Source organism: Burkholderia ubonensis (assembly GCF_001718695.1).
Lineage (GTDB): Bacteria > Pseudomonadota > Gammaproteobacteria > Burkholderiales > Burkholderiaceae > Burkholderia > Burkholderia ubonensis_B.
This window is the reverse complement of sequence record NZ_CP013421.1, coordinates 812,644-838,681: the sequence shown is the minus strand read 5'-3', so window position 1 is coordinate 838,681 and position 26,038 is coordinate 812,644. Positions and strand designations below refer to the sequence as shown.

Below are 26,038 nucleotides of genomic sequence, written 5' to 3'. Positions count from 1 at the left end.
TCATCGACGCTCGATTCATCGCCTGCCGGGAGACACGCATGGCGCTCATTGAAATGCTGGGATTCGGAACCGAAGGCTGGGGCGGCGTGCTGCTGCTCGCCGCCTTGATGACGGTCGCGTTGACGCTCGCCGCGCTCGCGGTCGGCGCCGTGCTCGGCGCGCTCGTCGCCGCGGCCAAGCTGTCGCGGCACCGCGGCGCGCGCCTGCTCGGCGACCTGTATACGACCGTCTTTCGCGGCGTGCCGGAACTGCTCGTCATCTATCTGCTTTATTTCGGCGGCTCGACGCTCGTCACGACGGTCGGCCAATGGTTCGGCGCCGAGGGCTTCGTCGGCGTGCCGCCGTTCGTGATCGGCGCGCTCGCGGTCGGCCTGATCTCCGGCGCCTATCAGGCCGAGGTCTATCGCGCGGCCGTGCTTGCCGTGTCGAAGGGCGAACTCGAGGCCGCCCGGTCGATCGGCATGCCGACCCGCACCGTCCTGCGCCGCATCCTGATTCCGCAGGTGCTGCGGTTCGCGCTGCCGGGCATCGGCAACGTGTGGCAACTGAGCCTCAAGGACTCGGCGCTGATCTCCGTCACCGGGCTCGCCGAATTGCTGCGCACGAGCCAGATCGCGGCCAATTCGACGCACCAGTACTTCGTGTTCTTCGTCGCGGGCGGTGCGCTGTATCTGCTGATGACGGGCATTTCGAACCAGGTGTTCAATCGCGCGGAAGCCTACGTCGGACGCTCGTTCCGGCGCAATTTCGCACGCAACTGACGCACGGAGCATGAACATGGATTTCGAATTCCTCGTCGACACGCTGCGCCAGCTGCTCGCCGCGGTGCCGACCACGCTCGGCCTGTTTTTCGCGTCGCTCGTGCTGGGCGGCATGCTGTCGCTCGTCATCGTCGCGATGCGCGTGTCGCCCCACTGGCTGCCGAATCGCTTCGCGCGCGGCTACATCCTGGTGTTTCGCGGCTCCCCGCTGCTGATCCAGCTGTTCCTCGTGTATTACGGGCTCGGCCAGTTCGGCGTGATTCGCGAGAGCTTCATGTGGCCGCTGCTGCGCGAACCGTACGTGTGCGCGGTCCTGTCGCTCGCGCTGTGCACCGCCGGCTATACGGCCGAGATCGTGCGCGGCGGACTGATGGCCGTTCCGGTCGGGCAGATCGAAGCCGGCTATTCGATCGGCCTGTCCGGCTTCGCATTGCTGCGGCGCGTGATCGGTCCGATCGCATTGCGCCAATGCCTGCCCGCGTACTCGACCGAGGCCGTGCTGCTCGTCAAGTCGACCGCGCTCGCGAGCCTCGTGACGGTCTGGGAAGTGACGGGCGTCGCGCAGCAGATCATCCAGCAGACCTATCGGACGACCGAGGTGTTCGTGTGCGCGGCCGTCATCTATCTGGGTCTGAACTTCATCGTCGTGCGCGTGCTCGGCGCGCTCGAATGGCGCTTGTCCGGCCACCTGCGTGCGCCCAGGCCGATCGCCGCGCGGGCGGCGAATGCGCACGAAACCCACCGCATTGCGTCCTGATCGCATTCCTTCTTCCAGGAGATTTCGATGAACCCCGCCTCTCCCGTCGCCCTGTCGGTCAGGAACATCCACAAGTCGTTCGGCGATCACTACGTGCTGAAAGGCATTTCGCTCGATGCGCACGAAGGCGACGTGATTTCGATCCTCGGCGCCAGCGGCTCCGGCAAGAGCACGTTCCTGCGCTGCCTGAACCTGCTCGAAACGCCCGACGAGGGCTCCGTCGCGCTCGCCGGCGAGGAACTGAAGATGAAGCGTGCGCGCGACGGCAAGCTGCATCCGGGCGACCGCCGGCAGGTCGACCGGATCCGTTCGCAACTCGGCATGGTGTTTCAGAACTTCAATCTGTGGTCGCACATGACCGTGCTCGACAACCTGATCGAAGGGCCGCTGCGCGTGCAGAAGCGCAGCCGCGCGGAAGCCGCCGACGAGGCGGAGGCGCTGCTCGCGCGCGTCGGGCTCGCCGACAAGCGCAATCACTATCCGGCGCACCTGTCGGGCGGCCAGCAGCAGCGCGTCGCGATTGCGCGCGCGCTCGCGATGCATCCGAAAGTGATGCTGTTCGACGAGCCGACGTCGGCCCTCGATCCGGAGCTCGTCGGCGAGGTGCTGCGCGTGATGCGCTCGCTCGCGGAGGAAGGCCGCACCATGCTCGTCGTCACGCACGAAATGGGCTTCGCGCGCCATGTGTCGAACCGCGTGATGTTTCTGCATCAAGGCGAAGTCGATTCCGACGGGCCGCCCGCCGCGCTGTTCGGCGGCGAGTGTTCCGCGCGCTTCCGGCAATTCGTGTCGAGCCACCACGATCGCACCACGAACTGAGGCCTTCATGACCGTCATCCGTTCGCACGCGCCGCTCGACTGGCGGCAGATCGCGGCAGTCGCGGCCGGCGCACCGCTCGTGATCGCCGACGATGCGTTCGCGCGGATCGCGGCGGCGCGCGCGCTCGTCGACGAGATCGTGGCGCGCGGGATCCGCGCATACGGTGTCAATACCGGCGTCGGCGCACTCTGCAACGTGATCGTGTCGCCCGCCGAGCAAAGCACGCTGTCGCACAACATCCTGATGAGCCACGCGGTCGGCGTCGGCGCGCCGCTCGGCGCGCCCGAAACGCGCGCGATCATCGCCGCGGCGATCAACAACTACGCGCACGGCCACTCCGGCGTGCGGGTCGACGTCGTCGAGCAGCTCGCTGCGCTGCTCGCTGCCGATTGCCTGCCCGAAGTGCCGTCGCACGGCTCGGTCGGTTATCTGACGCACATGGCGCACGTCGCGCTCGTCTGCGTCGGAAAGGGCCATGCGCGCCATCGCGGCGAGCGAGTCTCCGGCGATGCGGCATTGAAACGCATCGGCCGTGCGCCGCTCGCGCTCGGCGCGAAGGAAGGACTGAGCCTCGTCAACGGCACGCCGTGCGTCACCGGGCTCGCGGCGCTCGCGCTGGCGCGCGCGGAGCGGCTGCTCGACTGGGCCGATTGCGTGGCCGCGATGAGCTTCGAGAATCTCGGCGGGCAGCTCGCCGCGTTCGACGCGGCGTCGCTCGCGCTGCGGGTGTCGCCCGGCATCGAGCGGGTCGGCGCGCGCCTTCGAACGGCGCTCGCCGACAGCGAAATGCTCGCCGCGGCAGCCGGCCGGCATACGCAGGACCCGCTCAGCCTGCGCACGATTCCGCACGTGCACGGCGCGGCGCGCGACGTCTTCGCGACGACCGCGGACATCGTCGATCGCGAGCTCGCGTCGGTCACCGACAATCCGGTCGTGGCCGGCACGCGCGACGCCCCCCGCGTCCATTCCCAGGCCCACGCGGTCGGCGCCGGCATCGCGCTCGCGATGGACAGCCTCGCGGCCGCCATGGCGCAAGTCGCGGCGATCGCCGAGCGGCGGCTCGACCGTCTCGTCAATCCGCTCGTGAGCGGGCTGCCGGCATTTCTCGCGATGCCGGGCGGCACCTGTTCCGGCTTCATGATCGCGCAATATACGGCCGTCGCGCTCGTCGCGCAGAACCAGCGGCTCGCCGCGCCCGCGAGCCTGGACGGCGGCATTACGTCGGGCTTGCAGGAAGATCATCTGTGCCATGCGACACCCGCCGCGCTGAAGGCGCTCGACATCATCGAGAACGCGACGCGCATACTCGCGGTCGAACTGCTGGCCGCCGCCCAGGCATACGACCTGCAGGCGGGCAACACCGGCCGTGCGGCGTCGACCGATGCGCTGTGGCGCCATGTGCGCGAGCGGGTGCGGGCGTATCGCGACGATCGGCCGCTGGCCGACGACATCGCGATCGCGGCCGCGATCGTCGCGGGGCCGCCGTTGCCCGTGCGCTAGCGGCGACGCGCAGCGGCATTCAACTTTCATTCGGTCGAGGGCGCATGAACGAAACGGAACGACACGCATCGGCACGCCGAGCGGCTGCGACGCGCGACGACGTGCCGGCACGCGCGCTGCCCGCGTATCAACAGATCAAGCGCTATGTCGTCAAGCGCATCGCCGACGGCGACTGGAAACCGGGCAGCGCGATTCCCACCGAGGCCGAGCTCGTGAAGGAGTTCGGGGTCGCGCGGATGACCGTGTCGCGCGCGCTTCGTGAATTGACGACGGAACGCGTGCTGACGCGAATCCAGGGCGCGGGCACGTTCGTCGAGCAGCGCCACCACGAATCGACGGTGCTGGAAATTCGCAACATCGCGGACGAGATCGCGGAGCGCGGCCATCGGCACAGCGCGCGCGTGCTGCTGATCGAGCGCAGCGTCGAGCCGGAAGCGATCGACGCGCTGGGGCTGCGCTCGGGGCCGGTGTTCCATTCGCGCATCGTGCATTACGAGGAAGACGAGCCGATCCAGTTCGAAGATCGCTACGTGAACCCGGCCTTGTTTCCCGAATATCTCGGGCAGGACTTCACCGTTGAAACGCCGAACCACTACATGGTGCGGCTTGCGCCGATCCAGCGCGCCGAATTCCGGATTTACGCGCAGAAGCCGAACGCGCAGGTGCGTCGCCATCTCGTCATGGAAATCGGCGAACCGTGCCTGCTGTTGAAGCGCCGCACCTGGGTCGGCGAACGGGTCGCGACGTCCGTCCGGCTGTGGCATCCGGCGTCGCGGTTTCACCTCGCCGGGACGATGTAGCGATCGGCTTGCCGCGCGCGCGGCGTGGCGGCCTCGTCACTTCGCCACGCGCACATCGAACCGGAGCGGCGGCGTGCCGGTCCGGTTCGCGTCGCGCGCAGCGCGCGACGGTCAGTGCGCGTCGACCAAGCGCGGATCGATATACGTGTCGACGTCCTGCGCCTGCTTGTACACCGCGTTGCGCACGTTGAACGCGTTGGCGTTACGCGTCGAGCCGTAGATCGAATCGAGCCCGTCGCCCTTGCGGAACGCGCGCTTCGCGGCCGCCTCGTCGAGCAGGTGCGTGCCCTTCAGCAGCGGCAGATACTGCTCCGGCTTGAGGCCGACACGCGCCGACATGATCCTGACCGCGTCGGCCTGCGTCTTCGGATCGTTGATGTAGGCGACGCAGCGATACCAGACCTTGACGACCTTCGCCCAGTCGGCGCGACGCGCGGCGAGGCTCGCCGGCGCGACCGTGATCGCATCGTAGATCAGCCCCGGCGCATCGGCCGACGTGAAGATCGCCCGCGCGCCCGGTGCGCGCTTCAACGCCTCGCCGGCGTTCGGCTGCCATGCGGCCACCGCGGCGATGTCGGACGACGAACCGAGCACCTGCGGCAGTTCGTTGGTCTTCGCGTTCACGAGCGTGACGTCGCCGTCCTTGAGCCCGTGCTTCTGCAGCGCGGTTTCGAGCAGAAGATGATCGACGAGGCCCAGCTCGACGCCGACCTTCTTGCCTTTCAGCGCCTCGACGGTGCGCACCGGCGGCTTCGCGACGATCATGTCGTTGCCGGCCGAATAGTCGGTCAGCAGGACCATCACGTTCTTCGCGCCGGACGCGCCGGTCACGAGCGCGTCGCCGTTGGTCGCGGCGACCGCGTCGAGCTTGCCCGCGGAGAACGCATCGAGCGACGCCGAATAATCGAACCATTCGAAATCGACGTCGACGCCGGCTTCCTTGAACCAGCCCTTGTCGAGCGCGACCTGGAAGGCGACCCAGCCCGGCCAGTCGCTGTAGCCGATCTTCAGCGGCGCGGCCGCGTGCGCGGCGGGCGCGGCCCACAGCGCGGCGGCCGCGGCGGCGGCCCCCAAGGCATGACGGATGAGACGGAAGGACGGCAGGCGGCGCAACGCCGAGGCGGGACGGGTCATCGTTGTTCTCCAGGAGACCGGGATCGGGATCGTCGATACGGATCGTGTGCGAGCACACGGTCCGGCTGCGTGACCGGTTCCTGCGGATGCGGAACGGACGGGCGGCCACGGAGAGGCGCGACGGCCGTTGCCATCGCCAATCTCCCGGGCTTTTGTCCCGCCGTGTAGCGCGCGGGCGTCCGTTTTCGTGATCGGACGCCCGCGCGCCGGGCTGCTCTCGGACCAGACGTTCGATGAACCGGAACCCTAGCGACCCTAAGATGCGACACCGCCGCACCTCTCGGCGTCATGTCGAGCGAGAAGCGTGCCAATCGATGCCAATCGATGCCGATCGGTGTCGGTCGCGCGCGGTCGCACGCGGCCGTGCGACTCAACGGCGTCGCACGCTGCGCTGAAGTTCGATGAAGCGCGCGGCGAACAGCGCGCTCAGGGCGCGCCGGAGCAGGTCGAGCTTGTTCATGAAGGAGCGGATGGCGAGTGGCGTCGCTGCGATTTTCAGCAATGCCCATGCCATTGGGCATCGCGCGGCCCGCGCACGTGAAGCGCAGGCGGGGCGCACTGAGCCGGTGCGCCGGCGCGTGCGCATGGTGCGCCGCACGCCCGCCGCGAGGGCAAGCGTCTGCCGGGCTGCTCGAGCATGCCGCCACGTCGTCGCGCCGTCGCAGGCTGCGGTGCGGGCGCCGGGCGGTCCTCATGCATCGGCTGGCACGCAACTCGCTTCATCGACCCCCGAGAGGTGCGAAGCAATTTGCATCATCTTCAGGATCGCTAGGGTTCCGGTCGTGTGGCGCAGGCGCGCCGCGCGATGTCTGGTCCGAGAGCAATCCGGTCTTGCCTTCGCCTCGACGAGAGGAAACGGCGAGGCTCCACGGAGGGATAAAAGCCCGGGAGGTCGCGATGTCGTTCGGTCGCCCTCTCACGCCCTTTGTCCAACCGACCCCGGAGCCGTCATGTCGCCGAGCCCCCAAGCCGTTCTCGCCCCGCCGCCACACATCGCGTGGGAAGCCTTGATTCCCGCCGGAACCCACTGGTCCGGCATCCTGCGCCGCGGCCTCGCGCTGCGCATCGTCGATATCGAAGGCGGCGCGAACCTGTCCGCCGTCTTTCATCGCCAGGAAGATCTGCTCGAACGCTACAACATGGCCGATACGCTGAAGGCGCAGCACACCGCGCATCTGACGCGCGGTCATGCGCTGTACACGGACATGGGACGCGTGATCGCGTCGATCACGGCCGACACGCTGGGCTGGCACGACCCGCTCGGCGGCGTCGGCGACGCGCGGATCTTTGCGAGCAAGTACGGCACGACGTCGTATCAGGCCGCGCGCAACGCGATGGTCCGCAACGGCCGCGACAGCCTCGTGCTCGAGCTCGCGAAATACGGCTTGTCGGCGCGCGACCTCGCGGCGAACGTCAACTTCTTCAGCAGGCTCGACACCGGCGACGACGGCGCGCTCGATTTCGTCGTCGGACATTCGCCGGCCGGCAGCACGCTCGACCTGCGCTTCGAGATGAACACGCTCGCGGCGTTCTCGACCGCGCCGCATCCGCTCGACCCGCGCGCCGACTATGCGCCGAAGCCCGTGAAGCTGATCGCCTACCGCGCGTATCCGGCCGACGGCGCGGCACCCGACGACGACCCGTGCCGGTGCGCCTGCGCGGAAAACACGCGCGGCTTCGCCAACACCGACCGTCTGTTCGCCTAAGGAGCGCCGCCATGCCGATCATCGAAAGCCGTCTCGACCCGCGCGACGCGATCCACGACACCACGCTGCCCGCGGGCGAACCGTGGCTGCACGACCTGAAGCGCGGCCAGATCTTCCGGATCCTCGACCTCGAAGGCAACCAGGCCGTCGACACGCTGTTCTACCGCACCGACGACACCGACGAACGCTATAGCGCGCAGGACACGATCCGCGCGCAGCGCAACCTGTACCTGAGCGCCGGCAGCGTGCTGCTGTCGAGCCGCGGCAACCCGATGGCGACGATCGTCGCCGACACCTGCGGGCGTCACGACACGCTCGGCGGCGCGTGCGCGGCTGAGAGCAACAGCGTGCGCTACGCGCTCGACAAGCGCTACATGCACAACTGCCGCGACAGCTTCCTCAACGCGATCACGCACTGCGCGTGCGGTGCCGGCGCAGGGCTCTCGAAGCGCGACCTCGTCGGCAACGTCAACTTCTTCATGAACGTGCCGGTCACGCCGAGCGGCGGGCTCACGTTCGAGGACGGCATCTCGGCGCCCGGCAAGTACGTCGAGATGCGCGCGGAGATGGACGTCACGGTGCTGATCTCGAACTGCCCGCAGCTGAACAATCCGTGCAACGGCTACAACCCGACGCCGGTGCGCCTGCTCGTCTGGGAGGCCCGATGAACGGCCTGCACGCTCACGATCGTTCGCCGCGCGGCCGCCTCCGCCACGCCGCCCGGATAGTTGCGCGCGCAGCGATGCGCGGCGCATGCCGCGCTACGCCCATCGGCGCCGCCGCGCGGGAGGCAGCATGAGATTCGCCAAAGTCCTCGTCGCGAACCGCGGCGAAATCGCGTGCCGCGTGATCCGGACGCTGAAGCGCCTCGGCATCGCGTCCGTCGCGATCTACTCCGATGCCGATCGCGACGCGCGCCACGTGGCGCTCGCCGACGAAGCGGTACGCGTCGGCCCCGCGCCGGCCGCCGACAGCTATCTGAACGTCGCGGCGATCCTCGCGGCCGCGCACGCAACCGGCGCGCAGGCCGTGCATCCCGGCTACGGCTTCCTGTCCGAGCATGCGGGCTTCGCCGATGCATGCGAGGCGGCCGGCCTGCGTTTCATCGGCCCGCGCGGCGAGCACATGCGCGCGTTCGGCCTCAAGCACACCGCGCGCGAGCTTGCCGCCGCGCACGGCGTCGCGCTGCTGCCCGGCACCGGGCTGCTCGGCGACGTCGCGGCGGCGCTTGCCGCAGCCGATGCGATCGGCTATCCGGTGATGCTCAAGAGCACGGCCGGCGGCGGCGGCATCGGCATGTCGCTGTGCCGCGATGCGGCGCAGCTCGACGCGGCGTTCGACTCCGTCGTGAGGCTCGGCAATGCGAACTTCGCGCATGCGGGCGTCTATCTGGAGAAGTTCGTCGAGCATGCGCGGCACCTCGAAGTGCAGATTTTCGGCGACGGCCGCGGCGGCGCGATCGCGCTCGGCGAGCGCGATTGCTCGGTGCAGCGGCGCAACCAGAAGGTGATCGAGGAAACGCCCGCGCCCGACTTGACCGCCGCCGAACGCGACGCGCTGCACGCGAGCGCGGTGCGGCTCGCGCGCGCGGTCGGCTACGCGTCGGCCGGCACGGTCGAGTTCGTGTTCGACGCGAGCGCGCGGCACTTCTATTTTCTCGAGGTCAACACGCGCTTGCAGGTCGAGCATTGCGTGACCGAAGCGGTGACGGGCATCGATCTCGTCGAATGGATGATCCTGCAGGCCGAAGGCGATCTGCCGCCGCTCGACGCGCTCGCCGTCGCGCCGCGCGGCGCGAGCATCCAGGTGCGGCTCTACGCGGAGGACCCGAACAAGCAGTTCCAGCCGAGCGCGGGGCTGCTCACGCACGTCGCGTTTCCCGACGACGTGCGCGTCGACGGCTGGATCGAGGCGGGCACGGAGATCAGCGCGCATTACGATCCGCTGCTCGCGAAATTGATCGTGCGCGGCGACACGCGCCGCGATGCGCTGGCCACGCTGCAGGCCGCGCTGGCGCGCACCGAGCTGTACGGGATCGAGACCAACCTCGATTACCTGCGCGCCATCGCCGGCTCGGACACGTTCGCGCGCGGCGCGCCGACCACCGCGTTCCTGTCGCGCTTCGCGTTCGCGCCGCATACGATCGACGTGCTCGACGGCGGCGTGCAGACCACCGTGCAGCAGGCGCCGGGGCGCGTCGGCTACTGGAGCGTCGGCGTGCCGCCGTCGGGGCCGATGGACGACCGCGCGTTCGACCTCGCGAACGCGCTGCTCGGCAACCCGCGCGACGCGGCCGGGCTCGAATTCACGATGGTCGGCGCGACGCTGCGCTTCAACACGGCGACGCTGTTCGTGCTCGGCGGCGCGCCGCTCGCGGCGACCCTCGACGGCGAGCCTGCGCCGTTCTGGCAGGTGTTGCGCGCGCGGCCGGGCGCGGTGCTGAAGCTCGGCGGCGTGACCGGCGCGGGCGTGCGCGCATGCCTCGCGGTGAAAGGCGGGTTGCAGGTGCCCGACTATCTCGGCAGCAAGGCGACCTTCACGCTCGGCCAATTCGGCGGCCACGCGGGGCGCGCGCTGCGCCGCGGCGACGTGCTGCACCTGCACGCCGTCGCCGCGCGCGGCGACGCCGGTGCGACGCTGCCCGCGGCCGAGATTCCCGCGCTCACGCATGCGTGGACGCTCGGCGTGCTCGACGGTCCGCACGGTGCGCCGGACTTCTTCACGCCGGACGACATCGCGATGCTCTACGGCACGCAATGGACGGTTCACTACAACTCTAGCCGCACGGGCGTGCGGCTGATCGGCCCGAAGCCGCAATGGGCGCGGGCCGACGGCGGCGAGGCCGGCCTGCATCCGTCGAACATCCACGACAACGCATACGCGATCGGCGCCGTCGATTTCACCGGCGACATGCCGGTGATCCTCGGCCCGGACGGGCCGAGCCTCGGCGGCTTCGTGTGTCCGGTCACGGTCGTGCGCGACGAGCTGTGGAAGCTCGGCCAGCTGCGGCCGGGCGATACCGTGCAGTTCGTGCGCGTGGCGGCGGACGTGGTGTCGGCGTTGCCGGGTGGGGCGGCCGACGGCGCTATAGCCTCGAATACCGCCGAAACAGATGCGGCCGCGAGTAGTGCGACGCAAACCTTCGTCACGGCCCTGGCCGCCGCGCTCGCGCCCGCCGCGCCGGCCGTCATAACCGGCTCGACCGCCGAGCCCAGCGAGCCCGGCGACTGCATACTGGCGCGCGACGCATCGGCCGGCGGCGGCATCGGCGTCGTCTACCGGCGCTCCGGCGATCGCAACGTGCTCGTCGAATACGGGCCGCTCGTGCTCGACCTGAACCTGCGTTTTCGCGTGCATGCGCTGATGTGCTGGCTCGACGCGCATCGTCTGCCCGGCATGCTCGACCTGACGCCGGGCATCCGTTCGCTGCAGGTGCAGTTCGACCCGCGCACGCTGCCGCTCGATGCGCTGCTCGTGCATCTGCAGGCCGCCGAGCGCGAACTGCCCGACGTAACCGACATGCGCGTGCCGAACCGCATCGTGCATCTGCCGCTGTCGTGGGACGATCCGTCGACCCGCGTCGCGATCGAGCGCTACATGCAATCGGTGCGGCCCGATGCGCCGTGGTGCCCGAGCAACATCGAGTTCATCCGCCGCATCAACGGCCTCGCCCACATCGACGACGTGAAGCGCATCGTGTTCGACGCGCGCTATCTGGTGATGGGGCTCGGCGACGTCTATCTCGGCGCGCCCGTCGCGACGCCGATCGATCCGCGGCACCGGCTCGTGACCACCAAATACAACCCCGCCCGCACGTGGACGCCCGAGAATGCGGTCGGCATCGGCGGCGCGTACCTGTGCGTGTACGGGATGGAAGGGCCGGGCGGCTACCAGTTCGTCGGCCGCACGGTGCAGATGTGGAACCGCCATCGGACCACGCGCGAATTCGAGGCCGGCAAGCCGTGGCTGCTGCGCTTCTTCGACGAGATTCGCTTCTACGAAGTGAGCGAAGCGGAGCTGAGTGCGCTGCGCGCGGATTTCATCGCGGGCCGCGCGGCGCTGAAGATCGAGGAATCGGTATTCGACCTGCGCGCATACAACGGCTTCCTGCGCGACGAGGCCGATTCGATCGCCGCGTTCAAGGCCTCGCAGCAGGCCGCGTTCGACGCGGAGCGTGAGCGCTGGCGCGCGGCCGGGCATGCGGAATACGTCGGCGACGCCGAGCCGGGCGACGCGCAAGCGGCGCGCGTCGCGGGCGCGCTCGACGCTACGCAGCGCGCGATTGCGGCGGACGTGTCGGGCAGCGTCTGGAAGGTGCTGGTCGAAGCCGGCGAGCGCGTGACCGAAGGTCAGGTCGTCGCGATCGTCGAGTCGATGAAGATGGAGGTGGCGGTGACGGCAACGGAAAGCGGCACGATCGAGACGATCGATTGCGCGCCGGGCGCGGCGGTGGTGGCCGGGCAGCGGCTGATGGTGATGAAGGCGGGCGCCGCCGGGGAGGTCGCATGAGCACGACGCAACGTTCGATTCTGCCGGGGCTGCATTCGATCGCCGAGCTGCGCGCGCGCTACGCGTCGGGCGAACTGACGCCGCATGCGCTCGTCGAGGCGATCGCCGCGCATTTCGACGCGGGCGATCCGCACCATGCGTGGATCAGGCCGCTCACGCTCGCGGAGATGAGCGAGTATGCGCATGCGCTCGCCGCGCGCGAGCCCGCATCGTTGCCGCTTTACGGCGTGCCGTTCGCGATCAAGGACAACATCGACCTCGCCGGCATCCCGACCACGGCCGGCTGTCCGGCCTATGCGTATACGCCCGAACGCAGCGCGCCGGTCGTCGCGCGGCTGATCGCGGCCGGCGCGATTCCGATCGGCAAGACCAATCTCGACCAGTTCGCGACGGGGTTGTCGGGGCAGCGCTCGCCTTACGGCGCGTGCCGCAATGCGCTCGACCCGCGCTACGCGTCGGGCGGCTCGAGCTCCGGCTCGGCGGTGGCCGTCGCGCTCGGCGTCGCAACGTTCTCGCTCGGCACCGACACGGCCGGCTCGGGCCGCGTGCCGGCCGCGTTCCACGGGCTCGTCGGGCTCAAGCCGACGCGCGGCGTGTTGAGCACGCTCGGTGTCGTGCCGGCCTGCCGCTCGCTCGATTGCGTATCGGTGTTCGCCCGTTCGCCGGCCGATGCGCGCGCGGTGTTCGACGTCGCGCAGGGCGTCGCCGAGCGCGATCCGTATGGGCGCGCATGGCAGCCGCTGCTCGACGCCCATGGCGTGCGCGCGCGGCCGGCGCCGCCGCTCGGGCAACTGCGCTTCGGCGTGCCGCGCGCCGATCAGCTCGAGTTCTACGGCGACGCGTCGTATCGCGCCGCATGGGACGCAGCGCTCGCACGATTGCGCGCGACCGACGCGCGAGTCGTCGAGATCGACTTCGGCCCGTTTCTGTCCGCCGCGCGGCTGCTGTACGGCGGCCCGTGGGTGGCCGAACGCGTCGCCGCGATCGGCGCGTTTGCCGCGCGACAGCCCGATGCGCTGCATCCGGTGATCCGCGAAATCCTCGGCGGCGCCTCGCGCTTCAGCGCGGCCGATGCGTTCGCGGCGTTCGACCAGCTCGCGACGCTGCGCGTCGACGCGGCTGCCGCGTGGGAAGGGCTCGACGCGATCGCGATGCCGACCTCGCCGACGACCGCGACCGTCGACGCGCTCGAAGCCGATCCGATCGCGATCAACTCGCGCTTCGGCTACTACACGAACTTCGTGAACCTGCTCGATCTGTCGGCGATCGCGGTGCCTGCCGGCACCTGCGAAACCGGGCCGCATGCGGGCCTGCCGTTCGGGATCACGTTCGTCGGCCGCGCGCACGACGACGCGCGCCTGCTCGATCTCGCGCAGGCGTGGGGCGACGGCGTCGGTCACGCCGACGGTGCGGTCGCTGCGGCGTCGGCGGCCGCGTCGATGGCCGCGTCGATGGCCGCAAATCGCGCCTGCGCCGGCTTCGTGCGCGTGGCCGTCGTCGGTGCGCATCTGCGCGGCGAACCGTTGAACGGCGAGCTCACGCAGCGCGGCGCGCGCTTCGTCGCCGAGACCACGACCGCGCCCGCCTATCGCCTGTACGCGCTGTCCGCCGCGACCAGCGGCGGCGTCGCGAAACCGGGCCTCGTGCGCGTGCCGGCCGGCGGCGCGCCGATCGCGGTGGAGGTCTGGGAGATGCCGGTCGACGCGTACGGCAGCTTCGTCGCCGGCATCGCGGCGCCGCTCGGCATCGGCACGCTGACGCTCGCGGACGGCGCGACGGTGCAGGGCTTCGTCTGCGAAAGCGCGGCGCTCGACGATGCGCAGGACATCACGCGCTTCGGCGGCTGGCGCGCGTATCGCGCGCAGGCCGCGAGCCGCGCGCTGCAATGAACGTCCGGTCGCGCGGGGCTGCGGCCTGCGCGCGACCGGCACCCAAACGATACGGAGATTTCCATGTCAACGACCCGCAATACGACCGGATGGCTCGCCGTGCGCCGCGAACTGACGACGCGCGGCAAGTGGACGCTCGGCATCGCTTCCTTCCTGCTGCCGTTCGCCGTCTGGTGCCTGGTCAGCTACGTGCCGTTCATTTGGCATCCGCAAATGCGCATCACGAATCCCGGCAGCGTCGACTATTTCCAGACCGGCATGCAGATCGACCGCGACGTGTTCGACGACGAGCTCGCGCATGCGCGCGCCACGCACGCGGCCGTGCCGGAGGGCGTGCGCGCGAATCCGGTGTACCTGCCGGCGCCGCATCAGGTGCTGCGCGCGTTCTATACCGCGTTCACGACGCCGCCCGCGTCGCGCGACGGCGTGTGGCTGCACGAGAGCCTGTGGCACAGCATCCGGATCATCTTCTGGGGCTTCGTGATCTCGTCGGCGATCGGCGTGCCGCTCGGCATCGTGTGCGGCACGTTCAGCGCGCTCGCGCGGCTGCAGGAGCCGTTCCTCGAATTCTTCCGCTACCTGCCGGCCCCGGCGTTCGGCGCGCTGATGGTCGCGATCCTCGGCATCTACGACGCGCCGAAGATCGCCATCATCGTGATCGGTACGCTGTTCCAGCAGGTGCTGATCGTCGCGAACACCACGCGCAAGCTCGAATACGGGCTGTTCGAGGCCGCGATGACGCTCGGCACCAACAAGCTGAAGCTGCTCACGCACGTCGTGATTCCGGGCGTGCTGCCCGACCTGTATCGCGACCAGCGCATCCTGCTCGGCTGGGCATGGACCTATCTGATCGTCGCGGAGCTCGTCGGCACCAGCTCGGGCATCACCTGGTACATCAGCCAGCAGGCGCGCTACCAGCATTTCGACAACGTCTACGCGGCGATCCTGATGATCGGGATCATCGGCGTCGGCACCGATCTCGCGCTCGGCGCGCTCGGCCGCCGGCTGTTTCCGTGGGACCGCACGCTCAAAGCGTGACGCCCGCTCGCGCATACCCATCGACCGATCGTTGCAGAGGCCATCATGCAGAACCCGCAAGCCGTTCCCGATTACCTGATTCAATCCGACGCGGTGCGCGAGCGCTTCGCGCGGCTCAAGGCCCGCGACGTGATCCTCGACGTGCGGCACGTCGGCAAGCGTTTCGCGACGCCGCAGGGCGAGTGCGTCGCGCTCGACGACATCAGCTTCCGCACGCACCGGCGCGAGTTCGTCTGCGTGATCGGCCCGTCGGGCTGCGGCAAGTCGACGTTGATCCGCATCCTGGCCGGGCTCGACACGCAGACGAGCGGTGAGGTGCTGCTCGACGGCAAGCCGGTGCAGGGGCCGGGCGCCGATCGCGGGATGGTGTTTCAGGGCTACACGCTGTTTCCGTGGCTCACCGTGAAGAAGAACGTGATGTTCGGCCTGCGGATGAACGGCAGCAGCAGCGGCGAGGCCGAGCGCGAGGCGCTGCAGTGGCTCGATCTGGTCGGGCTCACGCGCTTCGCCGACGTGTATCCGCACCAGCTGTCGGGCGGGATGAAGCAGCGCGTCGCGATCGCGCGCTCGCTCGCGAACCGCCCGCGCATCCTGCTGATGGACGAGCCGTTCGGCGCGCTCGACGCGCAGACGCGCGCGAAGATGCAGGCGCATCTGCTCGACATCTGGCGCAACATCGACGTGACGATTCTGTTCATCACGCACGATCTCGACGAGGCGATCCTGCTGGCCGACCGGATTCTCGTGCTGAAGGCGAATCCGGGCTCGGTGCACGAGTTGATCGAGGTGCCGGTGCCGCGGCCGCGCGACGGCTCGCAGGTCAATACGCCGGAGTTCGTCGCGACGAAGGCGCGGCTCGACGCGCTGATCCATCCGAAGGAAGCCGCACCGGCGGACGACGACGGCGTCAGGCCGCACATGATTCGGATGACCGACGTGGCGGATAACGTCGAGTAGCGGTTCGATTCGTGGCAGGTGCGTGGCGTCGGCTTGCGGGCGTGGTTTGTACACGCGGCGGGGACGATCACGCTTTCGCGATGAACGCGGGCGGGTTCGGATAGCAACGCGTCGCCGCGTCGGAATGGCCGGGTCGTCCGCAAGGCGATGGCCATGCGTGTTGCGGTGCTCGACGGTCAGCCGGTGCACCGTCGCGCACGTCGGCGCGACGCGTGCTATCGCGACGATCGCGACGCCGACGGAGGCACGCTGACAGGCGGAACGCGAGCCGCCCACCGGGCGGCGCGTTCGAGTTGCGCCCGCGCCGAACGCGGCCGCGAGACGGTCGCCGATCGACAAGCCGCGCCCGCCCCAATACAACGAGCGGCACGGGCACCGCAGGCGTACCGCGCGCATTGAACCAAGACCGCGAACGGCGAACACCGATGCGACGGGTCGATGACTTCGCCTCAGAGATTGCGAGTCGTCCACCGTCGCGCGTGCGGCCGGCGCAAGCGACGGCGTCGGCCGCACGCCGTAGCCGTTGCCGTCAACAAGCCGAACGTTCGGCGTAACGCGTTGACCCGCCCGGCGAGTGCCAAGTGCTCGGCGCCGCTCACATTGCCCTTCCCGCGCACGCTGATGCGAGTGCGGGCTTCCCTCTCTCCATCGTTCGATCGGTCGCGATTCGTCTTCACCCCTGGCGCGGCCCACGTGTCCGTCCATCAATGAGCCTCCTCAGCGCGCGCGAACACGCCGGCAAGCGGCGCCGGGTCGAACGCGACGCCGTTTCCATGAATACCGAAATACGGGAATTCGCGATGTCTCGCAGCCTGACGGGCGGCGGCGGGACAGCAACCTGAACGACAGGAATTCGCAATTTCACCGGGTAAACGTGAATCCGTTCAGCCGCCGTTGTCAATAGCGATAGTTTGACAAATCCCGTATTTCGGGATTAAAGTGAATTCCACTTCGTCACCTACCCAGAGCCGCCGAATGGAAATCCCACACCTGGACACCGATGCCCGAACCCGCGATGGCGCGAGCATCGTGCTCGAAACGGCGCGCGAGCGCGGCGTCGACGTCTGTTTCGCGAATCCCGGCACGACGGAAATGCCGTTCGTCGTCGCGCTCGATCGCGTGGCGGGCGTGCGTCCGATCCTGGGGCTGTTCGAGGGCGTCTGCACGGGCGCCGCGGACGGTTACGGCCGGATGGCCGGCAAGCCCGCGATGACGCTGCTGCACCTCGGGCCGGGCCACGCGAACGGCATCGCCAACCTTCACAACGCCCGCCGTGCCCGCACGCCGATCCTGAACATCGTCGGCGATCACGCGCGCGCGCATCTGAAATACGACGCGCCGCTCACCTCCGACATCGAATCGCTCGCGCGGCCGGTGTCGGTCTGGTATCGCAGCGTCGCGCATGCCGACGATCTGGCGCGCGACACCGCCGCCGCGATCGCGGCAGCGACCGCGGCGGCCTCGGGCGTCGCGACGCTGGTGCTGCCGGTCGATCTGCAGTCGGCGGCCGTGAACGAAACCGCGTCGCAGCCGCGTGCGCAGGCCGCACCGGCCCCTGCCGCACCCGCATTCGACGCGGCCCGGCTCGCACGGGTCGCGGACCTGTTGCGCACCGGCGTGCCCGCGGTGCTGCTGCTGGGCGCCCGAGCGCTGTCCGCGCGCGGCCAGAAGGCGGCAGCGCGGATTGCGGCGGCCACCGGCGCGGCTTGTTTCGGCGAAACCTTTCCCGCCCGCGCGGAGCGCGGCGGCGGCCTGCCGGACATCGACCGGCTGCCGTACTTTCCCGAGCCGGCGCGCGCGGCCCTCGCCGGGCGCAAGGTCGTGCTCGCCGGCGCGCTCGCGCCCGTCACGTACTTCGCATACGAAGGCATCCCGGGCGAGCTCGCGCCGCCCGAGGACCTCGTCACGCTGGCCGATCCGGGCGAGGCGGCCGACGCGGCGCTGGAAGCGCTCGCCGAAGCCGTCGGCGCGACGGCCGACGTCGACGGTGTGCGCGTCGCACGCTGGAACGTCGAAGCCGGGCCGCTGACGCCGCAGACGGCCGGGCGCGTGCTGGCCGACGCGCTGCCGGACGACGCGATCGTGTCGATCGAAGGCGGCACCTGCGGGTATCCGTTCGTGACGGCGTCGGCGCGCGCGCGCCGGCACACGATCCTCACGAACACCGGCGGGGCGATCGGCCAGGGGCTGCCGGTCGCGCTCGGCGCCGCCGTCGCATGCCCGGCGCGCCGCGTGTTCGCGCTGCAATCCGACGGCAGCGCGCAGTACACGATCCAGGCGCTGTGGACGATGGCGCGCGAGCGTCTGCCGATCGTGATGCTGATCGCATCGAACCGGCGCTACGCGATCCTGCAGACGGAACTCGCGCGCAACGGCCAGCCGGCCGACACGCCGCACGCGAGCCGGCTGACGCTGCTGGACGATCCGCCGATCGACTGGCTCGCGCTGTCGGCCGGCTACGGCGTGCCGGCCGAGCGCGTGAGCACGACGCAGGCGCTGTCGCGCGCGCTGGACGACGCGCTCGCGCACACCGACGGGCCGCGCCTCATCGAGATGTGCCTCGCCTAAGCGGGCGCTTGCCCGCTCCATCAATCCCGACTCTCATCATTTCTCGCCATGGATCTGCAACTCAACGGAAAGGCCGCGTTCATCACCGGCGGCAGCATGGGCATCGGCAAGGCCGTTGCGCTGGAGCTGGCCCGCGAAGGCGTCAACGTCACGATCGCGGCGCGGCGCATGGAACACCTGGAGGCCGCCGCCGCCGAGCTTCGCACGGCGCTCGAACCGCTCGGCAGCGCCGCGGGCGCGATCCTGCCGGTCACGCTCGACACGACCGACATGCGCTCCATCGAAGCGGCGATGGCGGCCAGCGTCGAACGCTTCGGACGCCTCGACGTCCTGCTCAACGGCGCCGCGCATCCGGGCGGCCTGGTGCGCGCGGAGCTGGAGCATGCGGACCCGCAAGGCCTGCTGCAGGACATCGACATCAAGGTGATCGGCTACCTGCGCTGCGCGAAGGCGGCCGCGCCGTACATGCGCCGCAACGGCTTCGGCCGGATCGTGAACGTCGGCGGCCTGACGGGCCGCGGCAGCAAGCAGCTGTCCGGCATGCGCAACGTGGCGATCGTGCATCTGACCAAGACGCTGTCCGATCAGCTCGGGCCGTTCGGCATCACGGTGAACACGATTCATCCGGGCGTGGTCGAGACGCCGCACATCCACGAACTCTACGAGAAGGAAGCGCACAAGCAGGGGCTGACGGCCGCCGAGGTCGAGGCCAACTACGTCAAGGCGACGCCGATCCGGCGCGTGCTGCAGCCCGAGGAGATGGGCTGGATCGTCGCGTTTCTCGCGTCGCCGAAAGCCGGCTCGATCACCGGCGAGTCGATCGGCTGCGACGGCGGGCTCACCCGCGGCATCTTCCTCTGATTTCCCCGACTTCCCCGACTTCCCGACACAAGGAGCTTCCCATGACCGCAACCGTACTGGTCGCCACGGCCGGACAAGGCATCCTGCGCTCGAACGACGACGGCAAGACCTGGCATCGCCTCGGCCTGACCGAGCCGATCGAGTTCGACGGCATCGTGCGCGCGCTCGCCGTGGACCCGGCCACGCCGTCGCGCGTGTATGCCGGCGCCGATGCGGGACTGTGCATCAGCGACGACGGCGGCGCGCACTGGTATCGCCCCGCGAACGCGCTGAACGGGCAGACCGTCTGGTCCATCGCGATCGATCCGGCGAACCCGGCGGTGCTCTACGCGGGCACCGGCGCGCCGTCGCGGGCCGCGCTTTACAAGTCGACCGACGCCGGCATGAGCTGGACGCCGACGGCGCCCGTATTCCCCGAGTTCTGCTCCGGCGTCAACCGGCCGCGCCTGCTGACGATCTGCGTCGACCCGAGCGACAGCCGCAACGTGTGGTACGGCGTCGAGGAAGGCGGTGCATGGCGCAGCCGCGACGGCGGCGCGACCTGGGCGCGGGTGGACGGCCCCGGCACCGCGATCCGCAACAGCGACATTCACGCGATCGCCGTGTTGCCCGCGACGGCCGATACCGCGAAGACCACGCTGCTGCTGACGGTGAATGCCGTGTACGTGAGCGATGACGACGGACGGACGTGGGACGGCGAGCTGTCGCGCGAGCGTTTCGACGGGCTGTACTACACCCGCACGGTCGTGCCGCTGGCGACGCCCGGCGGCGCACTGCTGATGGCGATCGGCGACGGCACGCCGGGCACGCAAAGCCGCATCTACCGCTCGACCGACCGCGGCCGCGCCTGGCGCGAGACGGACCTGCAGACGCCGCCGAACTCGACGTTCTGGGCGTTCGGCGTCCACGGCGCGCGCCCGGAGCTCGTCTATGCGGGCACCAAGTACGGCCACCTGTTCCGCTCGCGCGACGGCGGCCGGAACTGGACCAAGGAATGGCGCGATTTCAGCGAGATCACGGCGGTCGCATGGACGCCGTTCGAAGCGCCGCTCGTGGCCCATGCGCAATCCACGCACTGACCGGAGCCCGCGATGACGTCATCCGACTTCCGGCAGCAGGCCGAACGCGCGAACGCGAGCGGCCGGCCGATGCCGACGCCGCACATCCAGCGCACCCACCTGTCGCTGTTCGTGCGCGATCCGGTGCGCTCGAGCACGTGGTACGCCGACGTGCTCGGCATGAAGGAAACCGCGCGCGGCGATCAGTGGGTGTTCATGTCGTTCGGGCAGAAGCATCACGACATCGCGCTGATCCGCGCGGCGTCCGATGCGGAGCTCGGCACGATCGGCCTGCAGCACTACGGCCTCGAAATCGCGGGCGGGCTGACCGAGCTGCGCCGCCTGTACGGCATGCTGATCCGCCGCCACGTGCCGATCGTCAAGATCACCGATCACAAGGTGGGCATCGGCGTGTACTTCAACGATCCGGACGGCAACCGCCTCGAGTTCTTCTGCGAGACCGTCACCGACGACGAGGAAGGCAAGCGCGTGCTCAACCGCTACCACGCGCCGAGCGATCCGACGCAGCTCGAACCGCTGTTCGACTAGCGTCGCCGCCGTTGCCGTTCCGAACCACCGCACCTCCACACCATTGACCAGGGAATCCCGATGAGCAAGACCGCCAATTTCGAAGGCTTTCATATCCGCAAGTGGTACACGCAGATCGAGGATTCGCTCGCGAACGAGACCGGCCAGCTGGCCGACGGCGAACCGCTGCGCAAGATCGTGATCGCGGCGGCCGTCCACAATCCGTACGCCGGGCGTTTCAGCGAGAACCTCGACGACCTCGTGCGTCCGTCGCCCGCGCTCGGCCGCGAGTTCGCGCGACGCATCGAAGCGCTCGCGGCGGGGCGCGCGATCGAGAGCTACGGCAAGGCGTGTCTCGTCGGCTCGGCGGGCGAGTACGAGCACGGCAACGCGTTCCTCACGTCGATCTTCGCCGAACCGATCCGCGCGGCGATTGGCGGCGGCAAGGCGTGGGTGCCGTCGAGCGGCAAGCGCGGCCCGATCAACACGGTGATCGACGTGCCGCTCGCGCACAAGGACGCGCTGTACGTGCGCTCGCACTACGACACCGTCACCTGCCTGTTCCCCGATGCGCCGAACGACGACGAAGTGCTGGTGATCTTCGCGTTCGCGACGCGCGGCCGCCTGCATGCGCGGCTCGGCGGGCTGAAGGCGAGCGAGATCGTCGGCCGCGACGGTCTGGTCTGAATGCTGGCGCGGCGCGGAGGGCGAACGATGAACCGGGCATCCGGAACCGATGGATGGATCGTCAGCGACGGCTTGCGGCTGCACTACGTCAGCTGGGGGCGCGACGATGCGCCGGCCGTGGTGATGCTGCATGGCCTGCGCAGCTACGCGCAGACGTGGGCCGACGCGGCGCATGCGCTGACCGACCGCTACCGCGTCGTCGCGCTCGATCAGCGCGGGCGCGGCGCGAGCGACTGGGATCCGCGGCGCGAATACTACGCGGCGGCCTATGTGCGCGATCTCGACGCGCTGGTACGGGCGCTCGGCCTGCGGCGCTTCGTGCTCGTGGGCCATTCGATGGGCGGCGCCAACGCGTTCGTCTATGCGGGCCGCGATCCGGAGCGGCTCGCCGGCCTCGTGATCGAAGACATGGGCCCCGGTGCGTCCGTCGGCTCGCAAGGATCGGCGCGCATCAAGCGCGAGCTGCTGGAAACGCCCGACGGGTTCGCGACGTGGGCCGACGCGCGCGCGTTCTGGTGCCGCCAGCGGCCGAACCTGCCGGAGGCGGCGCTCGATTCCCGCGTCGCGCATTCGCTGCGGGAGGACGCGCCCGGACGCATCGTCTGGCGGCACGACGCCGCGGGAATCGCGGCCGCGCGGCTCGCCGCGACGCCCGAGCAACTGGTCGACCTGTGGCCGCTGATACGGAGCCTGCGGGTGCCGACGCTGCTGCTGCGCGGCGGCGATTCGGACTTTCTATCCGCGCAGGTCGCGGCCGACATGAGCGCGGCCAACGCCGTGATCGAGCGGGTCGATATCGCGGGCGCGACGCACTACGTGCATGACGATCGGCCCGCGGCGTTCAACGGCGCATTGCGCGAATGGCTCGACCGTCTCGACGATCCGGCATGGCGCGCGGGGGAGCGGGGCGCATGAAAGCGGACAACCGGAACCGGACCTCGGTCGCGATCGTCGGCGCGGGGCCGAACGGCGCGGCGCTGGCGAACCTGCTCGGCCTGTATGGCGTCGATACGGTCGTGGTCGAGCGGGCGCCGCAGATCGTCGACTTCCCGCGCGCGGTCGGCATCGACGACGAAGCGCTGCGGCTGTTCCAGACCGCCGGCGTGGCCGACGAGCTGAGTCGCGACATCATCCAGAACGTGCCGTTGCGGATGTTCAATGCGCGCGGCGAATGCTTCGCCGACGTGCGTCCGTCGGTCCGCGAGTTCGGCTGGTGGCGACGCAACATCTTCATGCAGCACCTGGCCGAGCGCACGTTGCGCGACGCGCTGGCGCGCTATCCGCACGTGTCGCTGCGCACCGGCGAGGAAGTCGTCGGGCTGGAGCAGGACGACGCGCACGTGACGCTGCGGGTGCAGGGCGCCGACGGGCAGCACTACGCGCTCGACGCCGATTACGTGGTGGCGGCCGACGGCGGGCGCAGTCCGCTGCGCGAGATGCTCGGCATCCCGCTCGCCGGCACGACGCATCCGATGAAGTGGGTCGTGGTCGACGTGAAGAACGCCGGCCTCGACCAGCCCTGCACCGCGCTGAACTGCGACCCGCGCCGCCCGAACGTGTGCATCTATCTGCCGTTCAACTACCGGCGCTGGGAGTTTCTCGTGTTTCCGCACGAGGACGAACAGGCGATCGTGCAACCGGAGTCGATACGCGCACTGATCGCACCGTACGTCGAAGACGTCGAGCGGCTGGAGATCGTCCGGGCGCGCACCTACACGCATCACTCGCGCGTGGCGGAGCGCTTCGTCGCGGGCCGCATAGCGCTCGTCGGCGATGCCGCGCACCTGAGCCCGCCGTGGATCGGGCAAGGGCTGAATGCGGGCCTGCGCGACGTGGGCAACCTCGCGTGGAAGCTGGCCGGGATCGTCCACGGTAGGTTGAACCCCGGCGTGCTCGCGACCTACGAATCGGAGCGCCGCGCCCATGCGAAGGCGATGATCGACCTCGCGGACACGTTCGGCGCGATGCTGATGCCGACCAGCCGTCCGGTCGCATTCCTGCGCGATCGGCTGCTCGCGGCCGCGCGGTTTGCGCCGGGCCTGAAGGACTACGTGCTGCAAATGCGTTTCAAGCCGATGCCGAGCTATACGCGCGGGGTCGTGGTGACGGGCGCATCGGATGCGTCGGGCGCGATCGGCCGGATGATCGTCCAGCCCGACGTCGAAACGGCCGACGGTGTGCGCCGCAAGCTCGACGACGTGCTCGGCCCGTGGTTTTCGATCATCGGCTGGCAATGCGATCCGCAAGCGAGCCTGAGCGACGACGATCGCGCGTTCTGGACCGCGCTGGGCGCGAAGTTCGTGCAGATCGTCCGGTCGCGCAGCGGCACGTGCCGCGAGCAGCGCATCGCGAGCGCGCACGGCAGCGAGTGCGTCGAAGACGTCGACAACGCGATGGCCGACTGGTTCGACCGGCATGCGGGGCCGCTGGTCGTCGTCCGTCCGGACCGGTACGTCGCCGCGCAGACCGACGCGGTCGGCATCGCCGGCGTGACGGCCGCGTTCCGCGCATTCGCGCCGCAGCAGCAAGCGGAGGCCGCGCATGTTTGTTGAGCAACGCATCTATACGCTGGTGCCCGGCGGCGTCGCCGAGTATCTGCGGCTCTATGCGGAGTGCGGTCGCGCGCCGCAGGAGCAGGCGCTCGGCACGATGGTCGGCTGTGTCACGACCGAAGTCGGGCCGCTGAACCAGCTCGTGTATCTGTGGGCCTTCGATTCGCTCGACGAGCGCGCACGGCGTCGCGCGGCGCTGATGGCCGATCCGGCGTTCGGCGTGTTCCGCGGCAAGGTGCGGCATCTGCTGGTCCGGCAGGAGAACCGGATTCTCCGGCAGGAAATCGGCGGTTTGCTGGCCCGGCCGCAACCGGCGGCGTGACCTGCCGGTCGTCGTGCCGGCGGCGGTCACGCGCCGCGCCGGCGCCTTTCATGCAATTCCACGTGAGGCACCCGCGTTGATTCCGTTTACTCCGCTGACTTCCCGGATGAGCTCCGGCGTCCGACACGACTACGCGCCGCTTCGGCTGTACATCGACGGCAGGTTCCACGATGCCGACGGCCGGCGCACGCAACCGGTCGTCGATCCCGGGACCGCACGCGTGCTCGGCGAGCTGCCGCATGCGACGGCGCACGACATCGACGCCGCGGTGCAGGCCGCGCATCGCGCATTCGTCACGTGGCGGCACGAGTCGCCGCTCGTGCGTTCCGACATCCTGCGTCGCGCCGCCGCGCTCGCGCGCGAGCGCGCCGAGACCATCGGCCGGCACATCACGATGGACCAGGGCAAGCCGCTTCGCGAGGCGATCGCCGAGGTCGTGTCGGCGGCCGAGCAGCTCGAATGGCATGCGGAGGAGGGACGCCGCACCTACGGGCGGGTCGTGCCGGCCCGTTCCCCGGACGTCATGCAGACGGTGCTGCGCGAGCCGATCGGCGTATGCGCGGCGTTCTCGCCGTGGAATTTCCCGTTCAGCCAGGCGATGCACAAGATCGCGGCCGCGCTGGCGTCGGGATGCACGCTGGTGCTGAAAGGGCCGGAGGAATCGCCGAGCGCGATCGTCGCGCTCGCGCAGCTGTTTCACGATGCCGGCTTGCCGCCCGGCTGCCTGAACATCGTCTGGGGCGTGCCGGGCGACGTATCGAAGCAGCTGATCGAAGCGCCGCTGGTGCGCAAGATTTCGTTCACCGGATCGGTGCCCGTCGGCAAGCAACTGGCGGCGCTCGCCGCGTCGCTGATGAAGCGCATGACGATGGAGCTGGGCGGTCATGCGCCGGTGCTCGTCTGCGCGGACGCCGACGTCGAGCGCGCCGCGGCGATGCTGGCCGCGTACAAGTTTCGCAACGCCGGGCAGGTGTGCGTATCGCCGACGCGGTTCTTCGTGCAGCGCGCGGCGTTCGACCGGTTCGTCTGCGCCTATCTCGACGCGGTGGGCACGATCCGCGTCGGCTACGGGCTGGACGCGGGCGTGACGATGGGGCCGCTCGCGCATGCGCGGCGCGTGGACGAGATCGACGCCTTCGTGGCCGATGCAACGGCCAAAGGCGCGCAGATCGCCACGGGCGGCATGCGCCTGCCGGGGCCCGGCCACTATTTCGCGCCGACGGTCGTGCTCGGCCCGGCGCGCGATACGCGGCTGATGAACGACGAGCCGTTTGGCCCGATCGTGGGCATCGTGCCGTTCGACGATCTCGACGATGCGCTCGCCGAAGCCAACCGCCTGCCGTTCGGACTCGCGTCGTACGCGTTCACGACGTCGGCGCGCAACGCGCACCGGATCAGCCGCGCGCTCGAGGCCGGCATGGTCAACATCAATCACTTCGGCATGGGGCCGGCGGAAATCCCGTTCGGCGGCGTGAAGGACAGCGGCTTCGGCAGCGAAGGCGGCACGGAAGCGTTCGACGGCTATCTCGTCACGAAATTCGTCACGCAGATGAATTGACCGACGGGCGCCTGCCGCCGATCGTGCGCGGCG

23 protein-coding genes and 2 riboswitches are annotated in these 26,038 nt (G+C 69.7%); of the genes, 21 read left to right on the top strand and 2 right to left on the bottom strand.

Annotation, left to right across the window (positions count from 1 at the left end; genetic code table 11):
• Nucleotides 1-38: 38 nt before the first annotated feature.
• Genes WJ35_RS18505 through hutC form a run of 5 tightly spaced genes read left to right on the top strand, consistent with a single transcriptional unit; the run spans nucleotide 39 to nucleotide 4,638 of the window.
• Nucleotides 39-761 carry an ABC transporter permease gene (locus tag WJ35_RS18505; RefSeq protein WP_060233992.1) on the top strand — a complete coding sequence of 241 codons (723 nt, stop codon included), beginning with the start codon at nucleotides 39-41 and terminating at the stop codon, nucleotides 759-761.
• A gap of 10 nt (nucleotides 762-771) precedes the next feature.
• Nucleotides 772-1,518 (top strand): ABC transporter permease, encoded by a 747-nt coding sequence (locus WJ35_RS18500; RefSeq protein ID WP_059993814.1) that lies wholly within the window; start codon nucleotides 772-774, stop codon nucleotides 1,516-1,518.
• A gap of 27 nt (nucleotides 1,519-1,545) precedes the next feature.
• On the top strand, nucleotides 1,546-2,337 hold the full coding sequence (locus WJ35_RS18495; protein WP_069239647.1) for an ABC transporter ATP-binding protein: 792 nt from the start codon (nucleotides 1,546-1,548) through the stop codon (nucleotides 2,335-2,337).
• A 7-nt stretch (nucleotides 2,338-2,344) separates the two neighbouring features.
• Nucleotides 2,345-3,838, top strand: coding sequence for an aromatic amino acid ammonia-lyase (locus WJ35_RS18490; RefSeq protein ID WP_069239646.1), 1,494 nt, complete (start codon nucleotides 2,345-2,347; stop codon nucleotides 3,836-3,838).
• A gap of 44 nt (nucleotides 3,839-3,882) precedes the next feature.
• Complete coding sequence (gene hutC, locus WJ35_RS18485) at nucleotides 3,883-4,638, top strand: histidine utilization repressor (RefSeq protein WP_069239645.1); 756 nt, start codon at nucleotides 3,883-3,885, stop codon at nucleotides 4,636-4,638.
• 111 nt (nucleotides 4,639-4,749) lie between these two features.
• Here hutC and WJ35_RS18480 read toward each other — a convergent pair whose 3' ends face one another.
• Together WJ35_RS18480 and WJ35_RS32535 are read right to left on the bottom strand one after the other, a co-directional pair.
• On the bottom strand, nucleotides 4,750-5,772 hold the full coding sequence (locus tag WJ35_RS18480) for an ABC transporter substrate-binding protein (RefSeq protein WP_014725535.1): 1,023 nt from the start codon (nucleotides 5,770-5,772) through the stop codon (nucleotides 4,750-4,752).
• A 139-nt stretch (nucleotides 5,773-5,911) separates the two neighbouring features.
• A riboswitch (guanidine-I (ykkC/yxkD leader) is annotated at nucleotides 5,912-6,033 on the bottom strand.
• A gap of 109 nt (nucleotides 6,034-6,142) precedes the next feature.
• On the bottom strand, nucleotides 6,143-6,274 hold the full coding sequence (locus WJ35_RS32535) for a hypothetical protein (protein ID WP_257785824.1): 132 nt from the start codon (nucleotides 6,272-6,274) through the stop codon (nucleotides 6,143-6,145).
• A gap of 255 nt (nucleotides 6,275-6,529) precedes the next feature.
• Nucleotides 6,530-6,665: riboswitch (guanidine-I (ykkC/yxkD leader) on the top strand.
• 57 nt (nucleotides 6,666-6,722) lie between these two features.
• Between WJ35_RS32535 and WJ35_RS18475 the strand changes: the two genes are divergently transcribed.
• The 16 genes from WJ35_RS18475 to WJ35_RS18405 all read left to right on the top strand — a co-directional run bounded on the left by WJ35_RS18475 (nucleotide 6,723) and on the right by WJ35_RS18405 (nucleotide 26,005).
• Nucleotides 6,723-7,478 carry an urea amidolyase associated protein UAAP1 gene (locus WJ35_RS18475; protein WP_011879724.1) on the top strand — a complete coding sequence of 252 codons (756 nt, stop codon included), beginning with the start codon at nucleotides 6,723-6,725 and terminating at the stop codon, nucleotides 7,476-7,478.
• Nucleotides 7,479-7,489: 11 nt separating this feature from the next.
• Complete coding sequence (locus WJ35_RS18470) at nucleotides 7,490-8,146, top strand: urea amidolyase associated protein UAAP2 (protein WP_011879725.1); 657 nt, start codon at nucleotides 7,490-7,492, stop codon at nucleotides 8,144-8,146.
• A gap of 127 nt (nucleotides 8,147-8,273) precedes the next feature.
• Nucleotides 8,274-11,987, top strand: a complete 3,714-nt coding sequence (uca, locus tag WJ35_RS18465; RefSeq protein ID WP_069239811.1) for an urea carboxylase — start codon at nucleotides 8,274-8,276, stop codon at nucleotides 11,985-11,987.
• On the top strand, nucleotides 11,984-13,876 hold the full coding sequence (atzF, locus tag WJ35_RS18460; protein ID WP_069239644.1) for an allophanate hydrolase: 1,893 nt from the start codon (nucleotides 11,984-11,986) through the stop codon (nucleotides 13,874-13,876). Before uca ends, atzF begins: the two co-directional genes overlap by 4 nt.
• Nucleotides 13,877-13,939: 63 nt before the next feature.
• A complete protein-coding gene (locus WJ35_RS18455; protein ID WP_011879728.1) occupies nucleotides 13,940-14,914 on the top strand; it encodes an ABC transporter permease in 975 nt (324 codons plus the stop codon).
• A gap of 45 nt (nucleotides 14,915-14,959) precedes the next feature.
• Nucleotides 14,960-15,871, top strand: coding sequence for an ABC transporter ATP-binding protein (locus WJ35_RS18450; RefSeq protein ID WP_034194343.1), 912 nt, complete (start codon nucleotides 14,960-14,962; stop codon nucleotides 15,869-15,871).
• Between the two features lie 707 nt (nucleotides 15,872-16,578).
• Entirely contained in the window at nucleotides 16,579-16,713 is a 135-nt protein-coding gene (locus tag WJ35_RS32530; protein WP_257785823.1) for a hypothetical protein, read from the top strand.
• Between the two features lie 133 nt (nucleotides 16,714-16,846).
• A complete protein-coding gene (locus WJ35_RS18445; protein ID WP_045579536.1) occupies nucleotides 16,847-18,439 on the top strand; it encodes an acetolactate synthase large subunit in 1,593 nt (530 codons plus the stop codon).
• Nucleotides 18,440-18,487: 48 nt separating this feature from the next.
• A complete protein-coding gene (locus WJ35_RS18440) occupies nucleotides 18,488-19,300 on the top strand; it encodes an SDR family NAD(P)-dependent oxidoreductase (protein WP_011879732.1) in 813 nt (270 codons plus the stop codon).
• Between the two features lie 41 nt (nucleotides 19,301-19,341).
• Nucleotides 19,342-20,379 carry a sialidase family protein gene (locus WJ35_RS18435; protein ID WP_069239643.1) on the top strand — a complete coding sequence of 346 codons (1,038 nt, stop codon included), beginning with the start codon at nucleotides 19,342-19,344 and terminating at the stop codon, nucleotides 20,377-20,379.
• Between the two features lie 12 nt (nucleotides 20,380-20,391).
• Entirely contained in the window at nucleotides 20,392-20,907 is a 516-nt protein-coding gene (locus tag WJ35_RS18430; protein ID WP_014725545.1) for a VOC family protein, read from the top strand.
• A 60-nt stretch (nucleotides 20,908-20,967) separates the two neighbouring features.
• Complete coding sequence (locus WJ35_RS18425; protein ID WP_069239642.1) at nucleotides 20,968-21,573, top strand: amino acid synthesis family protein; 606 nt, start codon at nucleotides 20,968-20,970, stop codon at nucleotides 21,571-21,573.
• 27 nt (nucleotides 21,574-21,600) lie between these two features.
• On the top strand, nucleotides 21,601-22,488 hold the full coding sequence (locus tag WJ35_RS18420) for an alpha/beta fold hydrolase (RefSeq protein WP_069239810.1): 888 nt from the start codon (nucleotides 21,601-21,603) through the stop codon (nucleotides 22,486-22,488).
• Nucleotides 22,485-24,125 carry a bifunctional 3-(3-hydroxy-phenyl)propionate/3-hydroxycinnamic acid hydroxylase gene (locus WJ35_RS18415; protein WP_069239809.1) on the top strand — a complete coding sequence of 547 codons (1,641 nt, stop codon included), beginning with the start codon at nucleotides 22,485-22,487 and terminating at the stop codon, nucleotides 24,123-24,125. Before WJ35_RS18420 ends, WJ35_RS18415 begins: the two co-directional genes overlap by 4 nt.
• A complete protein-coding gene (locus tag WJ35_RS18410; protein ID WP_069239641.1) occupies nucleotides 24,115-24,447 on the top strand; it encodes an NIPSNAP family protein in 333 nt (110 codons plus the stop codon). The genes WJ35_RS18415 and WJ35_RS18410 overlap by 11 nt, the downstream gene beginning before the upstream one ends.
• Before the next feature lie 106 nt (nucleotides 24,448-24,553).
• Nucleotides 24,554-26,005 carry an NAD-dependent succinate-semialdehyde dehydrogenase gene (locus WJ35_RS18405; protein ID WP_069239640.1) on the top strand — a complete coding sequence of 484 codons (1,452 nt, stop codon included), beginning with the start codon at nucleotides 24,554-24,556 and terminating at the stop codon, nucleotides 26,003-26,005.
• The last annotated feature ends 33 nt before the right edge of the window (nucleotides 26,006-26,038 follow it).

What these genes read in the sequence shown, in the direction of transcription:
- WJ35_RS18440 (WP_011879732.1), top strand. Translation starts at nt 18,488, where the DNA reads ATGGATCTGCAACTCAACGGAAAGGCCGCGTTCATCACCGGCGGCAGC.
- WJ35_RS18430 (WP_014725545.1), top strand. Translation starts at nt 20,392, where the DNA reads ATGACGTCATCCGACTTCCGGCAGCAGGCCGAACGCGCGAACGCGAGC.
- WJ35_RS18470 (WP_011879725.1), top strand. Translation starts at nt 7,490, where the DNA reads ATGCCGATCATCGAAAGCCGTCTCGACCCGCGCGACGCGATCCACGAC.
- WJ35_RS18405 (WP_069239640.1), top strand. Translation starts at nt 24,554, where the DNA reads ATGAGCTCCGGCGTCCGACACGACTACGCGCCGCTTCGGCTGTACATC.
- WJ35_RS18480 (WP_014725535.1), bottom strand. Translation starts at nt 5,772, where the DNA reads ATGACCCGTCCCGCCTCGGCGTTGCGCCGCCTGCCGTCCTTCCGTCTC.
- WJ35_RS18410 (WP_069239641.1), top strand. Translation starts at nt 24,115, where the DNA reads ATGTTTGTTGAGCAACGCATCTATACGCTGGTGCCCGGCGGCGTCGCC.
- atzF (WP_069239644.1), top strand. Translation starts at nt 11,984, where the DNA reads ATGAGCACGACGCAACGTTCGATTCTGCCGGGGCTGCATTCGATCGCC.
- WJ35_RS18445 (WP_045579536.1), top strand. Translation starts at nt 16,847, where the DNA reads ATGGAAATCCCACACCTGGACACCGATGCCCGAACCCGCGATGGCGCG.
- WJ35_RS18475 (WP_011879724.1), top strand. Translation starts at nt 6,723, where the DNA reads ATGTCGCCGAGCCCCCAAGCCGTTCTCGCCCCGCCGCCACACATCGCG.
- WJ35_RS18500 (WP_059993814.1), top strand. Translation starts at nt 772, where the DNA reads ATGAACATGGATTTCGAATTCCTCGTCGACACGCTGCGCCAGCTGCTC.
- WJ35_RS18420 (WP_069239810.1), top strand. Translation starts at nt 21,601, where the DNA reads ATGAACCGGGCATCCGGAACCGATGGATGGATCGTCAGCGACGGCTTG.
- WJ35_RS18495 (WP_069239647.1), top strand. Translation starts at nt 1,546, where the DNA reads ATGAACCCCGCCTCTCCCGTCGCCCTGTCGGTCAGGAACATCCACAAG.
- WJ35_RS18490 (WP_069239646.1), top strand. Translation starts at nt 2,345, where the DNA reads ATGACCGTCATCCGTTCGCACGCGCCGCTCGACTGGCGGCAGATCGCG.
- WJ35_RS18450 (WP_034194343.1), top strand. Translation starts at nt 14,960, where the DNA reads ATGCAGAACCCGCAAGCCGTTCCCGATTACCTGATTCAATCCGACGCG.
- hutC (WP_069239645.1), top strand. Translation starts at nt 3,883, where the DNA reads ATGAACGAAACGGAACGACACGCATCGGCACGCCGAGCGGCTGCGACG.
- WJ35_RS18435 (WP_069239643.1), top strand. Translation starts at nt 19,342, where the DNA reads ATGACCGCAACCGTACTGGTCGCCACGGCCGGACAAGGCATCCTGCGC.
- WJ35_RS18505 (WP_060233992.1), top strand. Translation starts at nt 39, where the DNA reads ATGGCGCTCATTGAAATGCTGGGATTCGGAACCGAAGGCTGGGGCGGC.
- WJ35_RS18455 (WP_011879728.1), top strand. Translation starts at nt 13,940, where the DNA reads ATGTCAACGACCCGCAATACGACCGGATGGCTCGCCGTGCGCCGCGAA.
- WJ35_RS18415 (WP_069239809.1), top strand. Translation starts at nt 22,485, where the DNA reads ATGAAAGCGGACAACCGGAACCGGACCTCGGTCGCGATCGTCGGCGCG.
- uca (WP_069239811.1), top strand. Translation starts at nt 8,274, where the DNA reads ATGAGATTCGCCAAAGTCCTCGTCGCGAACCGCGGCGAAATCGCGTGC.
- WJ35_RS32530 (WP_257785823.1), top strand. Translation starts at nt 16,579, where the DNA reads ATGAGCCTCCTCAGCGCGCGCGAACACGCCGGCAAGCGGCGCCGGGTC.
- WJ35_RS18425 (WP_069239642.1), top strand. Translation starts at nt 20,968, where the DNA reads ATGAGCAAGACCGCCAATTTCGAAGGCTTTCATATCCGCAAGTGGTAC.